Raw genomic sequence first — 14237 nt, 5'->3', positions numbered from 1 at the left:
GTCGAAGAGCGAGTTCCAGGAAAACAAGGATTGAAACCCGTCGGGATGTGGAACTGGCGGAGGTTCTGGAGGAGTCGAAGAGCGAGTTCCAGGAAAACAAGGATTGAAACTGATCTATCTTGAACGGGCCGGAGCGGTTGCATTGCTCACAGTCGAAGAGCGAGTTCCAGGAAAACAAGGATTGAAACTGCGTGTGTAATCGAGCTTGCGGTCGAAAACATCAGGGAAAAGTCGAAGAGCGAGTTCCAGGAAAACAAGGATTGAAACTCACAGACGCAAGATAGTCCTCCGGCTCCTTCAGCTGTCGAAGAGCGAGTTCCAGGAAAACAAGGATTGAAACTCTCAACGAAGGCCTCGTTGATGTGGATCTCACAGTCGAAGAGCGAGTTCCAGGAAAACAAGGATTGAAACGTCTCCTTCTACGGGTGGCACAGTAAACACAGCATGGGGCGTCGAAGAGCGAGTTCCAGGAAAACAAGGATTGAAACTAGGCCCCGACCCGCGGTACGGCGTTGCTAGAGAGGTCGAAGAGCGAGTTCCAGGAAAACAAGGATTGAAACTATGACGAAAGTTAAAATTGAATGGGATAAGTCCTGGGTTGTCGAAGAGCGAGTTCCAGGAAAACAAGGATTGAAACTCTCCGGCGCCCGTCGCGCTTTTGGATTTCCGCCACGACGAGTCGAAGAGCGAGTTCCAGGAAAACAAGGATTGAAACCGTCAGATACAATTACGGAGCATCAGAGATCTGCAGAGTCGAAGAGCGAGTTCCAGGAAAACAAGGATTGAAACATATATATGCTCAAAGACCCAGATATTGCAGAGAAGTCGAAGAGCGAGTTCCAGGAAAACAAGGATTGAAACATAACAATGAGACAGAGGGTGAAGAGCAATTGTTCGAAGGTCGAAGAGCGAGTTCCAGGAAAACAAGGATTGAAACTCCGAAATCCAACCAAGTTTCCCACGGTCCGGCGCGTCGAAGAGCGAGTTCCAGGAAAACAAGGATTGAAACCGGTTGGATATCCGATAGCAGAAGAACCCACGATATATGTCGAAGAGCGAGTTCCAGGAAAACAAGGATTGAAACTCGTTAGTCGTTTCGCCACGCGCCGGAAGCCCTCCGAGTCGAAGAGCGAGTTCCAGGAAAACAAGGATTGAAACATGATGTTCCGCAGTCACGCCGTGCAATCATCAATATTGTCGAAGAGCGAGTTCCAGGAAAACAAGGATTGAAACTCGGTTGAAGAAGCGGAAAGACAGCTCGAAGAGGCCGAGTCGAAGAGCGAGTTCCAGGAAAACAAGGATTGAAACAGCTTTCGATAAAGAGATCATAATCTAAGTCTTCATGTCGAAGAGCGAGTTCCAGGAAAACAAGGATTGAAACTGAACCGCTGACGAATGGTGAACTGGCGGTGCTCAGAGTCGAAGAGCGAGTTCCAGGAAAACAAGGATTGAAACACACGTCTGTCCGACGTAACTGTCCAGGTATTTGTAGAGTCGAAGAGCGAGTTCCAGGAAAACAAGGATTGAAACGTTGAACTGAAAGATCCCGCGGAGGAAAAAACGCGTTGTCGAAGAGCGAGTTCCAGGAAAACAAGGATTGAAACCCTTTTGAGGAGTCAACTTCCTTGTCAGGGCATTCAAAGTCGAAGAGCGAGTTCCAGGAAAACAAGGATTGAAACTCTCCGGCGCCCGTCGCGCCTTTGAATCTCGGCCACGACGGTCGAAGAGCGAGTTCCAGGAAAACAAGGATTGAAACAAGACATCCTGATCTGGGATCCACAATGGGAACCCCGTCGAAGAGCGAGTTCCAGGAAAACAAGGATTGAAACGCTGAGATCGCTGATCTTCAGCGCTCTTGAATCATGTCGAAGAGCGAGTTCCAGGAAAACAAGGATTGAAACGTGCGACGAATGTGGTGGAACAATCCGGTATGACGAGTCGAAGAGCGAGTTCCAGGAAAACAAGGATTGAAACATCGCGATGGGCCGAAGTCCTCGGGTGAATAGCTCATGTCGAAGAGCGAGTTCCAGGAAAACAAGGATTGAAACCTGAATCAGAAAATTGCAACTGACCAGTGAGCACCAGGTCGAAGAGCGAGTTCCAGGAAAACAAGGATTGAAACGATCCGAGGTAATACGCGACAATCATCCCTGCCATTGTGTCGAAGAGCGAGTTCCAGGAAAACAAGGATTGAAACTCTAGTGACCGAGTGGTCTACCAATAGTGATGTCACTGTCGAAGAGCGAGTTCCAGGAAAACAAGGATTGAAACGGCACAGGGAAATATGAAAATGTCGAAACGGACAAAGTCGAAGAGCGAGTTCCAGGAAAACAAGGATTGAAACAAAACCGGATTAAAAATCGGTTGATGAGGCTCAAACAGTCGAAGAGCGAGTTCCAGGAAAACAAGGATTGAAACTACTGAAAACCAGTTGATGTCAATGTGTCATGCCTTGGTCGAAGAGCGAGTTCCAGGAAAACAAGGATTGAAACTCAAAAATTGATTGGAGTGGAGTTTGGAGTTCACTGAAAGTCGAAGAGCGAGTTCCAGGAAAACAAGGATTGAAACACATAAAGCTGTAAAAATCCTTGCCTGGTGAGCCATTGTCGAAGAGCGAGTTCCAGGAAAACAAGGATTGAAACGATTTCTCAATCTCAATTTCTTCCTGATCTGGATCGCGTCGAAGAGCGAGTTCCAGGAAAACAAGGATTGAAACTATCTGTAAGAATTTTTATAATGTCGGATCGACTGCGGTCGAAGAGCGAGTTCCAGGAAAACAAGGATTGAAACAAGAAAATTGCAGAGAGAGTCGATGAGCAGGTCGTCGTCGAAGAGCGAGTTCCAGGAAAACAAGGATTGAAACCGATGTTTGGAGAAAGTGCTGCAAAAACAGCAGCGATGTCGAAGAGCGAGTTCCAGGAAAACAAGGATTGAAACTTCCTGCATTTTTGCACGCCGGATACGCCTCACCATAGTCGAAGAGCGAGTTCCAGGAAAACAAGGATTGAAACTACATCCTCGCATACCATGCAGCAACAGCGACCGCGTCGAAGAGCGAGTTCCAGGAAAACAAGGATTGAAACAATATTTAGTGGGCGCGATGGAAAAGGACGAGATCGAGTCGAAGAGCGAGTTCCAGGAAAACAAGGATTGAAACTATGCACGCCGATATGATACTTTGCAATCATCCGGGTCGAAGAGCGAGTTCCAGGAAAACAAGGATTGAAACTTTTCGCTGGCGATTTTTTCAACGGGCAGCACATCAGTCGAAGAGCGAGTTCCAGGAAAACAAGGATTGAAACTTACTATCCGGTGGTGTTTCGTAACGAGCCGCCGACTGTCGAAGAGCGAGTTCCAGGAAAACAAGGATTGAAACTCTCAGGATGTACCCTGAGTTGCAGATCCGGCGTCATCGTCGAAGAGCGAGTTCCAGGAAAACAAGGATTGAAACCAGATAGCGAATTTAGATTCGCACTTCTCGAATAGTGTCGAAGAGCGAGTTCCAGGAAAACAAGGATTGAAACTCGCTGATCTCAGCCCTTTTGGCAGTGGGGTTGAAATGGTCGAAGAGCGAGTTCCAGGAAAACAAGGATTGAAACTAATGAAGTTGTGAGGTGAAAACCAAATGGTGTATAGTCGAAGAGCGAGTTCCAGGAAAACAAGGATTGAAACTCGTGTTAACGAATTCGCTCCAGACTCCCCCAACATCGTCGAAGAGCGAGTTCCAGGAAAACAAGGATTGAAACCCTGTCGGGGCAATTTGCATTTGGAAGGGATCGGCAGGTCGAAGAGCGAGTTCCAGGAAAACAAGGATTGAAACTTTCGAAGGTCAGGCGTTCCGTTCGTTCCATCACAGTCGAAGAGCGAGTTCCAGGAAAACAAGGATTGAAACAGGTTGTCTTAGTATACACCATTCAGCTCACCTTCTGTCGAAGAGCGAGTTCCAGGAAAACAAGGATTGAAACTGTCTTCCTCGACAGGCAGCTGCCGGAACACGCCCCGCGCATTGTCGAAGAGCGAGTTCCAGGAAAACAAGGATTGAAACCTCCCGAATGGCATTGATATCGACTGGCAGCGGCCCTCGTGTCGAAGAGCGAGTTCCAGGAAAACAAGGATTGAAACATCTTCCATCGGTCGAAAATAAAATTGCATTCGGGTCGAAGAGCGAGTTCCAGGAAAACAAGGATTGAAACTCGATCAAAACTAATTTCTTGACACCAGTCAGAGCGTCGAAGAGCGAGTTCCAGGAAAACAAGGATTGAAACATATATTATTCTGGTGGAAATAAACACGGGTCCGATGTCGAAGAGCGAGTTCCAGGAAAACAAGGATTGAAACAAACGCGCGGCTAAGGCGGCGTCACATCGACCACCTGCCCAGGCCTGTACGCAGGTGTGTGCGACGCGACGACGACCGCGCCGAGTCGGGGGTCAAAAACCGCGATCGCCCCCGCGGGAGAGCCGTGGAGGCGATGAAGGGCGAGACCGTATCTCCAGATCGGCGCACGCCCCTCCACGACGACAAGCGCACCCCGCGGGATGGGCGGCAGCGGCGGCAGCGGTTCATCCGGCGCGATCGGCGACTCGACCCCGATGTGGTAGAAGACAACGCTCTCCATCAAACCGCCTGCCGTATGTTGAAGACCTGCGCAACCCTCGCGTTCAGCCGCACGTCACCTGCGAGGTACATCTGCGCAAGACTGCGAACATCTTCAGGCTTCACAATGTTGCACTCATAGAGCCTCGATCTGTCCTCCAGATGCTCCTTGATATTACCGGTCTCGGAATCGATCACGTTATCAGAGGTCGTGACAAGATAGGATCGAACACGAAGTGCTCCGAGCTGCTTCCGTATCGCCTCAATCTTGTACAGCGTATCACTCCCCTCCCTGTCGTGCTCCTGCCCGCCGCTCTTGCACTCCACGATCCTGAGGGACTGATCTGTCATGAACACAACATCCAGATCGTTCTGGAGCTTCTCGTTCTTCATTCCAATCTGCAAACCGAGATGCACATCCCAGACACGATCAAGCCCCCTCAGCAACCCCCATGTGAAGACCTCAAGCCAGCCGCCTGTGAGGAACCTGACAGCGTATTTATCCAGGGCGCCTGTGAAATGCCCACCATCACATGCCAGACCAAAGCTCGAAGCGATCATCTCACGCAGATGACCATCGTTCAGAAATAGACCATCTGATTCTGAGATCTTGAGTCCCCTGTCCCTGCCCCTCCGCTCGTTCGATATCCTCGATAAATTCGCGAGAAGCCCGAGAATGGCGCCATTCTGGCTCCTCGCCGCGATCTCCGCTGCAAGACCAAGCCACCTCTCGCTCCGCCCCTCGTTCTCCCTGATCTTGCTGTAATTGAGAACGTCAAAGCCGTAGCCTGCGAGGAACTCAGCCACAGATATCCTGTGGCTCAGAGGTATGTCCGCTCCACCCGAGAAGTCCAGCGCCCTCGACTGGTCAGACGCGGAGACATAGATTATCCTGGCATTCTTCTTTTGCCTGAAAAACCCGTATGCCCCTATGCTCATCGGCTTCGTGCCGCCTGTGATGTTCACGATCCACTCCGCATCTCTGTATCTCTCATAGACCCCTTTCAGCGCCCTCTCAGTCTCCTCTATTGAGTCACCATCCTCCAGCGACACGATCTCATTTCTTGTGATGTAATCCTGACCTCCGATCGCAAGGGCTTTCAGGAATCTGTTTGCAGCCTCCCTCCTTTTCATCCCCTCGGTCTCAAGCAGCACGAGGAGATCCGGCCGCAGCTCGTGAACGCCCAGCAGGTTCGGCACGTGCTGCTCACTGATAAGACAGAGCATCGCTTTCATCCCTCAATCTCCTTTGTCTCGTACTCCTTGTACTTACTCAGTGTCTTTTTCATATTATTCGTGAGTGGGTTATCCCACCATCCTTTAGTTTGATACGTCCTTTTTATCTCTTGAAAGACTGCACGCTTCAGCTCCGCATTCTCGATTTTGTTCCAGCTATCAAATAACATCTTGTGGTCGGTTTTGAAAATCTCCTCCACGCTCTTTCCCATTTCTTCGGCGAGCTTCTCCAGCCACTCGCGCCCCGGTGTCATGGGCTCTGGCGCCGCTTCCTCTGGGGTCTCTGCTTCGATGCAGGCGAACCTGCCGTATCCGACTGCGGTCTTTGCGCCCGCGCCGATCTCCTGCAGTGCCTCTTTGAGCCATCCGATCACCTTCTCGCAGTCCTGAGTGGCTTCTTTTCTCGGAATCACCCCAAAGAGGAACTCCTGGCCCTCAGCGACAGCGAGGAACGGTATCGGCACAGGGCTGTGCCAGTCAGCAGGCCAGCCCTCTGGAGGTTTATCACCTCTGTAGTACGGCCCGTAGTGAGGCGTCATTATCTCCGCCTTCAGCTCCACAGGTCTGACCGGCATGGCGTCCAGGAAGATAACGGATCCCACACTGCCTGCGCCATCCGGTCCGAAGATCCTGCGGATCTCCCCGTTGTCCAGATTCCTCCACAGCCGCGCCCAGGCCCTCACAATTCCCTTAACAGATGAGCCAGGAAGGTATGGGACGCCGAGCGTGTGGTGCCACGCGAAGCCGTTCTCCACAGGATGGCTCCTCCCGAGGCCTGTGACGAACGGCGCGGTGGTCCTGAAGAGCATGGCCTTTCCGCCCGAATTTGAGATCAGGGAGATCACACGCTCCTTGATCTCCCTGAGGAGAGCCTCATCTCCCACATTCCTCACAACAGTCCTGATCCACTCCTTCTTGCCGTTATCCCCCAGGCTGTTGAAATCATCGTTCCACATGTCGCAGAACTTGTCGTACCAGAGCCCTGCGTTTCCTTCCACACACTTGGGCTCAGAAATGGTTCTGTAAAGAGGCAGTGGCATGATCACGCCTCCTTATCCTTCTCCAGGAAGGCCTGGCTGAACTTCTTCAGCCATTCAAGGTACGCCAGCGCCTCAGCCTGGGCGAGAACGTACTGCTTCTGATCGCCATCAACAATCGCCTTCATCAGATTCTCCTCAGCTGAGTAGATTCTCCTCGTGCGAATCCAGCCCGCGACCAGCTCGTAGAGCTTGTTATGGGCTTTTTTGTCATCACTCATCTCCTCCGCCCTGCCCGCAGCTGCAAGCTCGCCAGCCATCGCCTGGCCCAGGCCGTTCATCACTATGGCAGGAGGCAGGCGCTCCACGTAGCTTCGGAATTTGCCCGCCCAGCTTTTACCCCTGATGGAGTTCACAGCCTCCAGCGCATGTTTCGCACGCTCCTGCTCCAGACTCCTCTCACTCATCTCCCCTCACCCTGCTTCTGGATCTTCACAGCAAACCACCCCATCCCCACGGTCTCGTTCCCGCCGAGCTGGAGGTAGGGTTTCGTCTCGAACATAGACTGCACTTTGCCCAGCGCACCATCCTTGCGCTCGAATACCATCGCATACATCAGGGTGTCTGGAGCTAGCGCCTCCTCGTACCAGAGGTTCTTGCTCTTCTTGTTGTCATCCAGCTTGTTTCTGGCGATCACAGGCAGGCCATAGCTGGCAAACCACCCGAAATCATCATCGCTGATGATCACAAGCTGCCTCTCGAGCCTGGATGCGGTCTGCTTGTGAGGCACCATCTTCTTCAGAGCATCAATCAGCGCACCATCTATCCCGTTAGATCTCTGGAACTCCCTCTCCTCCAGAAAGATCTGATTTAGATCGTCGGTGCAGCAGGCTTTACCCCTTTCAACGCTCGCTCCCTCAAATCCATCAGATATGCCGCAGAGCCTCATGTCCCTGCTCAGCCTCTCCAGGATGTGTGGACAGGTGACCCACCTGTAAGATCCGGTGAGGCTCCTCACCGGAAGGAGGAGAAGCCTGGCGTCGGATACCAGCACATCTCCCGCCCTGTCCTGGTCGCCGAAAATCGATTCGTCCATCCCTCTCTCTCTGGCAGCGTCCCTCAGCGCGCCTTTCAGACTGGATCCAGCTATTACCGGATAGCTGGTCACAGCCTCTCTCGCCACAGGCAGATCCACAAAACCCTCAGACCTGCCTGCTCCTGAATGTATGTGGGTTTCGGCAAGCATGCCGAGCATCATGCCTCTCATGATCTCCAACCTCACCAAATGCCTAGAGCAATCTCTCCAAAACCAAATCCTGTGTACTCTCCTATCCTGCTCACGCTCATAACATCGTTCAGCTCATCCGCCTCAGCCTCGCAGAACCAGACGGATCCCGGTGGAATGAACGGCTTGAGCTCCACAGGTCTCCTGTTAACAGAATCCCAGCCACCGATGCGAAGGGCTCGCCCCACGCAGGCTGATACAACCTCCCCAGGAACCCCGGGAATGCTCTCTCCCGGACGGGGCCACCTCCCCAGAAACGCCGGGGTGATATGCACCAGCGTGAATCTGACCCGTCCGTCGATCGGCCCGATCTCCTGCCTGATCTCAGAGACGCCTTTTCCTGGGCTGAGCATCTCGACACACCCCATCCGCCCCTCTCCGCCGATGGGCATCACCGCGCCGTCCAGCTTTTCCAGGAGGCCCTCATCGATCCCCTCAATGCCCATGATCAGATGCACTCCGCGCACAAGCCTGATCCTGTTTATCGAGTAAAGATGCGCTTCCTTAGCTGTTCTTGTATCCCTTTCTCTCTCAAGACCGACAGCGTACTCCGTCCCACATAACTCCTTCCTCGGGATCACCCGTCCCTCCGGAACCTCTCCCCTCAATACCTGTTTCAGCTGATCTCCATTTACGTATCCTGACAGCTGCTTCATGCCATCGATTTTCTCCGCTGTGGGAAGCCTGACCCTTCCAAGATCGCACTCCACCTCCTCCCCGGGACGGAGTAGCCTCATCTCGTACCCGCTGTCGTTCCTCTTCCCGAGTAGGTTCAGCGGCGCTGGATACAGCATCTCGGGACCGCGATCTCCCTCCCTGCAGAGCAGCGGTCCCCTGAACCTGAGACCAGCCAGATCATACCCATCCCCGAGCACCCTGCAGATCTCTTCACTCCACTTCCCTTCACGCCAGCCCATGCTCCGGGCGAGGTGCGCCCTTATCGCTCCGACCACAGTGAACGCGCTTGGGGGAAAGAGCCCCCCAACGTCTGATGTCGCCTCTCCCAGATGGAACGGCCTTCCGTCCCTGAAGAACCAGGAATCCACCGGGGTGATTCTGAGATACATCATTCCTGAACCCCCTTCTGTGACAGGAACTTCACAAGCAGCATGCCATCCGCGCAGATCTCCTTGCCAGTTGCCCCCTCATGCTCAGGGCCCCGGTGCCTACAGCTCACAGAAAGAAGCCCCCTCACGTATTCACTCGCGCTCTCGCGAACATCCGCTGTTATCTCAGAGCTGTGCTCCAGTGCGTTGAGGTACTCTGCCTGCAGGAGCGCCTTGATATCCAGTCCTTCGAGACGAGAGAGATCGAAGAACATTCCCGGGCTCCATCGATGTTCGCCTGAGAGCATGAGCAGCAGCTCTCTCGACTTGTAGAAGAATGAGCTCGACGCCTCTATGCCGTCAGGTTTCTCTGAGAGATTCTTCGCCAGCCGCTCCAGAACGACCTCGTTCTCTGGAGATACAGCACCCTTCCAGGAGCTGACCCATCTGCAGTACCTGCCGCTGCCCTTGAGGACGCTGACAGCCATGCTTCCCCTGCCGTTCTCATCCTTCGCTATATCGTCCAGGATGGAGTGCGCCTCTCGCATAACAGAGCGGAGCGGCACGCGATGGCTGGCGAAGACCAATCCCGCTGATATGGTCGCCTCCATCCCCTGAGCTTCGAACGACTCCGCGAAACTGACAGAGAGCCTGTACGCGCAGCTCATCGCTCTTTCAACAGGCAGCATCGCGAGGACGTCGTCTCCACCCGCGTACACCAGGACTCCAAGGTTATCTTGCACGACACGCTCAACATCTTTTGCGAAGGATGCAAGAGCTCTGCTCACAGCCTCTCCACTCTCCCTGATCAGCCTCCCCATGTTGTCCCCGTCCATGCGGAGCATGGCGTAGAATGGAGAGGGTTTCCCCTTTTTATTGTAAAGCTCCTCAAGGCATTCAATAAGCTCTTCCCGCCTTCTCCTCACATCCTCCGGTTCATCCCCATCCTCCGGGGTCATTTTGAGTGGGGTGCTCTTCGGGTTCTTCAGGGAGGTGGTGTGGTAGAAGTTCGCATCGATCTCCAGGAACAGGTCTTTCCTTCCGAAGATCTGCTCTGCAACACCCTCTCTCCGTATGTGCTCCGCATAGCTAAACGCCTTTTTCGCGTAGTCGTTCGCATAATCCCTCTCAGCTGATTCAATTACAGCACTGAGCCATGGTATCGCTGCCACGTAGAGCGTGGAGGGCCAGCGATCCGCGGAGACCTCCCATCCTATGGCATCCTCTGCCACCGATGGGAACATCCTCTTGATCAGGGCGATCGCGCAGAGCCGTTCATCGCTTCTGAGATCCATCCCGCTGGTCTCCTGGCGTATCTTTTTCCAGAAATCATCCTGCTTTTTCCTCTCAATGGATCTCACATAGCCTGAGATCTCCTGCCAGTCGCTCATGATAGTGCAGTGATCTCCCTCTTCAATGGTCGGTCGACCGTCTGACCAGTCTGTGCAGATCCTCCAGTTCTTGCGCGCCTCCATTCCCTCCATCGCGCCGATCGTCCAGTGGATCTCCCAGAAGTTATTCACCTGCCTCTCCCAGATCTCACGCGTGTTCTTTCCCTGATCTGCGACGCCCTCCACATATTTCTTCCACACACTGTCTGCGATCTTCTTCCACCTGCTCCTCACACCCTCCGCGGCGCTTCTGGCAGCGCCAGCAGGATCTTCCGCAGATGCCACGAACCTGTTGGGAAGTGTGCCGATCCGGGGTGGTGCACCCTCACCATCACTCTCGATCCAGCGGAGCAGCTGATCTCCCTCTACATCTGGAACCTTTATTCTGCCATCACATCTCCGTATCTCAGCCATGGCGCATCCGGAGAGGTACGAGAGGAGAAACGAGCCGCTCCAGAGGTCTCTCGTACGGCGCGCCTGCCCGATGAAACCCTGGACAGGACCGATGGTGAAGTTTATCATCTTCTCTTCTGCGCTCATCAAATCACCTTCACCCAGGGCGTCTGTTTCAGGAAATCCTTGATCACCATGAGCTCCTCAGCCTCTTCTGTGTCCAGATTGACGCGAGATTCCGGGAAGCTGCTGGAGTCCACCGACATCCTCCGACCACCATCCTTTTTCTTTTCTTCCGTGGCTCTCATCAGAATTTTTTCCCCTGGTGGCAGGAACCTCGCAGGCATCAGAGCTGCAATTGCGGTGTATTCATCATCATTCAGCATCTGGACGTGGATCAGCAGCGGGCTCGCCCTGCGATCGTGGTTTGTACCTCTTATCTCGAGGTTCTTTTCCAGATCCTTGAAGTGATAGTTGTGAGGCAGACCGAAGAAAAGGCGCCGTGGATGTCCGTTTACCTGTTCCCCCAGAGCTATCTTCTTGGCGAGCGCTGTGTCCCTTTCGAATCTGCTCGCAGACGATATTCCCCTTGGTTTTTTTCTCCTGCCCAGCCGGTACTCCTGCATACTTATGCCTACTTTGTCCAGGAGCTCCAGAGGGTCTTTATCTTCATGGTTAAAAATACAGACATTCGTCTTTGAACTGAAGGCAGTGTACTCCGGCAGTCCTTCGTGGAGATTCAAAGCCTCAAAAAGCCCTTTTATCTCTCTCTCCAGCGCACTCCTGTCTTCGGGACAGCTGAATTTCTTCTTGCCATCCACATTCAGCTCGATCAGATTGAACGACCCGAATCCTCTCCTCGATCTCGATCCGAGGCCTCCAAATAAGCCCATCGCGATCAGTGCCTTCGAGAGCTGATCTGTGGATTCATCAGGAGCTTCCGGAGCTTTCCCATCTTTCGGCCGAATCCGGATCCTCAATATCGCATCAACGGGCGGTTTAAGATAATCTCGAGTCAGCTTTCCCTTCTCTATGGGACCGTATCCCAGGTACATCAGGCCCTGGCGTTTTTCAAAAAAGCTTTCGTTTGTGAATTTTGCATTCGCTCCACACAGATCCATGATCACCCCGGACTGCCCGTGCTCTGTGCTCCCGAAGATCCGGCCCTCCAGATCTCGAATCTTGCTGAGATCCCCTTTACACCAGTTCCATGCGAGAGCGCGCCACCAGAACCTGAGGGCACCCTTTATGCCCGGAACGCGCAGCTCCGGCGTACTCTGATCTGCCCCGCCCATGAAGAGCGGTGTAACGATACGGAACTTCGCCTCTATCATATCCCTGCATCCTCCAAAAAGACCACCACCCCCTCGACGTAGGGGTTCAGCTTCTGCTCATCAACTGAACGGTTATCGATGACCGCGATCCATCTGACATTTCTTCCCAAGTGCTCCGCCCTCCTTGCCAGCTGGATGACCGCATACTGCATGGCAGCTGTGCCACCCGTCAGGTTGCACACAACCTCATCGAATCTTACAAGACGATCCTCTGATTCATCCACGATCTTTTTGATCCCATCGAATGAATGCGCATTCATCTCCTCAATCTTGAAATCGCCACTGTAACCAGCCCTTCTTGCAAGTTCATCCCATCTGCTCACAGTTTCATGTGATGCAATCACCAGACACTCCTCTGGATTCTCTTCTCTCAGAGCATTGTACAGAAAGCCGGGGTGAAGGCCAAGCGCTGAAATAAGAAGCCTGCCAGATCCACCACCGAAACCGCAATCCCAGAACGAATTGTCATCGAGGCGCTGCTTCAGATCCTTCCACCACTCAGGAATCCCGATCTGCTTACCGCTCACTTCAGCCTTTGTCATTCCGTGGTGGTGCAGCTTATTTCTGGCATCGATAATGGAGCTCCAGATTCCTGCCAGCTTTTTCCTGTCATCTGTGAGAGCTGAGCCTTTCTTTTTGCTGTAATCCACAAGAGCTCCGATACATCGCTCGATCCTCTTCCGCTGTGATCTGTCGAGCCAGTTCTTCTTTCCATCACTGAGCATCAGCCTGCTTATGACCAGCTCTCTGATCAGCCCGATGGCGTTATTGTGGTAGCCAGCCTCGAAGTATGCGTCGATGAGCTTTTCCTGCCTGTGGATCTCCTCGAGATCGAGGACCAGATCCCTCTTTTCCACCCCATCCGCTACCCTGAAGCGCTCTGCTGCTTTTCCTATCTCCAGCAGAAGATCATCTGCCAGCGGGATTCCTGTAGCCGAAATATCGCCTTCCCTGCGGAACTCCGCTATTCGTCCCTGCAGAGCCGCTGAAGACATGCCGAGCTCCAAAGGGAGACCCATGCCGAACAGCTCTGCAAAATCCCTTGCAGCGCTTGCGACTGCATTGTACTTCTTCTTCGCCATATCAGGAATGCGCTCATCCGGCCTTTTCATCCCCTGCCCGTAATCGCTAAGCTTTTTCGCCAGAGCCTTCGGATTGCTCATGTCCCTGAAGGACTGGACGACATGGAACCAGTCCACCATCTCAAGGAGAATGCTCAGATCCATAAATGGGGCCGCGCCATCCGGGTTCTTTGCATCCAACCTTCCGTACCAGATCTTTTTGATCTTAACATCCTTCAGAGCCTTCAGATACAGGCATGCGGTGAAGAACAGAAACGGGTAGTGCCTGAAGCCGTGCGTCACATCCAGGATGAGCTCTGCCTTCTCCGGTATCTTCTCCAGCATGTTATGCAGGGTCGCCTGAAGATCGCCAGCGCTGACGCCGCTGTGGACACGCGTGGGCTCACACACGACAGGCAGCTCCTCCCTGAGCAGGGGAAACGTCTTTTCGAGAACCTCCTCCGTGCAGAGGGCCAGCACTCTATCGAACCGCTCATCTTCCGGAAGCAGATTGTACAGAGCCACAGGGGACAGGAGGGACTTGCAGATTCTGTTCCCCAGTGTGTACGTCGTCTCCTTTGGGTTGAGCCCCAGGGCAGTCAAAAGAACGCGATTATCCATAATGTATCGATCCATACAAATCTTCAGCCGGCAGTTAATGCACAGTAAACTATTAAAAATGTCGGTCGATGGTACCCATTTAACGGAAAATATGACGATTATGATGTACATTTTTGAGCCTGAAATTCCGAAACCTTCAGCCACCAGCATCTGTTTAAAGGATGTTGTAACTGTTGATTTTGTAAATGTTCTCGCTCTTATGTGTTCAGCAACTTGGAGGTCATGCAGTAGGTTGCTGAATACACTCATCCGCTCGCCAGGAGCGCATAGCATGACTGGTGCCTCTTCGGGCAAGTT

Annotated in this window: 9 protein-coding genes and 1 CRISPR repeat array; all 9 genes read right to left on the bottom strand. The window is 53.0% G+C overall.

Annotated features, from left to right (window positions below):
• Position 1 precedes the first annotated feature (1 nt).
• Positions 2-4338: a CRISPR direct-repeat array (repeat unit 36 nt; unit sequence TCGAAGAGCGAGTTCCAGGAAAACAAGGATTGAAAC).
• A 10-nt stretch (positions 4339-4348) separates the two neighbouring features.
• From crn3 to csx2, 9 genes are read right to left on the bottom strand one after another with little or no spacing between them, the layout of a single operon-like run.
• Complete coding sequence (gene crn3, locus QHG98_03015; GenBank protein ID MDH7596700.1) at positions 4349-4618, bottom strand: CRISPR-associated ring nuclease Crn3/Csx3; 270 nt, start codon at positions 4616-4618, stop codon at positions 4349-4351.
• A complete protein-coding gene (locus QHG98_03010) occupies positions 4618-5832 on the bottom strand; it encodes a DUF1887 family CARF protein (GenBank protein MDH7596699.1) in 1215 nt (404 codons plus the stop codon). Before QHG98_03010 ends, crn3 begins: the two co-directional genes overlap by 1 nt.
• Positions 5829-6872, bottom strand: a complete 1044-nt coding sequence (gene cmr6, locus QHG98_03005; protein MDH7596698.1) for a type III-B CRISPR module RAMP protein Cmr6 — start codon at positions 6870-6872, stop codon at positions 5829-5831. Before cmr6 ends, QHG98_03010 begins: the two co-directional genes overlap by 4 nt.
• Positions 6873-6874: 2 nt before the next feature.
• Positions 6875-7276 (bottom strand): type III-B CRISPR module-associated protein Cmr5, encoded by a 402-nt coding sequence (cmr5, locus tag QHG98_03000; GenBank protein ID MDH7596697.1) that lies wholly within the window; start codon positions 7274-7276, stop codon positions 6875-6877.
• Positions 7273-8076 carry a type III-B CRISPR module RAMP protein Cmr4 gene (gene cmr4, locus QHG98_02995; protein ID MDH7596696.1) on the bottom strand — a complete coding sequence of 268 codons (804 nt, stop codon included), beginning with the start codon at positions 8074-8076 and terminating at the stop codon, positions 7273-7275. Before cmr4 ends, cmr5 begins: the two co-directional genes overlap by 4 nt.
• Positions 8077-8087: 11 nt before the next feature.
• On the bottom strand, positions 8088-9161 hold the full coding sequence (locus tag QHG98_02990; protein ID MDH7596695.1) for a type III-B CRISPR module-associated protein Cmr3: 1074 nt from the start codon (positions 9159-9161) through the stop codon (positions 8088-8090).
• Complete coding sequence (cas10, locus tag QHG98_02985) at positions 9161-11071, bottom strand: type III-B CRISPR-associated protein Cas10/Cmr2 (protein ID MDH7596694.1); 1911 nt, start codon at positions 11069-11071, stop codon at positions 9161-9163. Before cas10 ends, QHG98_02990 begins: the two co-directional genes overlap by 1 nt.
• On the bottom strand, positions 11071-12258 hold the full coding sequence (gene cmr1 / locus QHG98_02980) for a type III-B CRISPR module RAMP protein Cmr1 (GenBank protein ID MDH7596693.1): 1188 nt from the start codon (positions 12256-12258) through the stop codon (positions 11071-11073). Before cmr1 ends, cas10 begins: the two co-directional genes overlap by 1 nt.
• Positions 12255-13955, bottom strand: a complete 1701-nt coding sequence (gene csx2 / locus QHG98_02975) for a TIGR02221 family CRISPR-associated protein (GenBank protein ID MDH7596692.1) — start codon at positions 13953-13955, stop codon at positions 12255-12257. Before csx2 ends, cmr1 begins: the two co-directional genes overlap by 4 nt.
• Between the last annotated feature and the right edge of the window lie 282 nt (positions 13956-14237).

This window comes from Methanothrix sp. (assembly GCA_029907715.1).
Taxonomy (GTDB): domain Archaea; phylum Halobacteriota; class Methanosarcinia; order Methanotrichales; family Methanotrichaceae; genus Methanothrix_B.
This window is presented reverse-complemented; position numbering and strand designations above follow the sequence as displayed.

Coding starts and splice junctions, on each gene's coding strand:
- cmr4 (MDH7596696.1), bottom strand. CDS start 8,076: ATGAGAGGCATGATGCTCGGCATGCTTGCCGAAACCCACATACATTCA.
- crn3 (MDH7596700.1), bottom strand. CDS start 4,618: ATGGAGAGCGTTGTCTTCTACCACATCGGGGTCGAGTCGCCGATCGCG.
- csx2 (MDH7596692.1), bottom strand. CDS start 13,955: ATGGATCGATACATTATGGATAATCGCGTTCTTTTGACTGCCCTGGGG.
- cmr6 (MDH7596698.1), bottom strand. CDS start 6,872: ATGCCACTGCCTCTTTACAGAACCATTTCTGAGCCCAAGTGTGTGGAA.
- cas10 (MDH7596694.1), bottom strand. CDS start 11,071: ATGAGCGCAGAAGAGAAGATGATAAACTTCACCATCGGTCCTGTCCAG.
- cmr1 (MDH7596693.1), bottom strand. CDS start 12,258: ATGATAGAGGCGAAGTTCCGTATCGTTACACCGCTCTTCATGGGCGGG.
- QHG98_02990 (MDH7596695.1), bottom strand. CDS start 9,161: ATGTATCTCAGAATCACCCCGGTGGATTCCTGGTTCTTCAGGGACGGA.
- cmr5 (MDH7596697.1), bottom strand. CDS start 7,276: ATGAGTGAGAGGAGTCTGGAGCAGGAGCGTGCGAAACATGCGCTGGAG.
- QHG98_03010 (MDH7596699.1), bottom strand. CDS start 5,832: ATGAAAGCGATGCTCTGTCTTATCAGTGAGCAGCACGTGCCGAACCTG.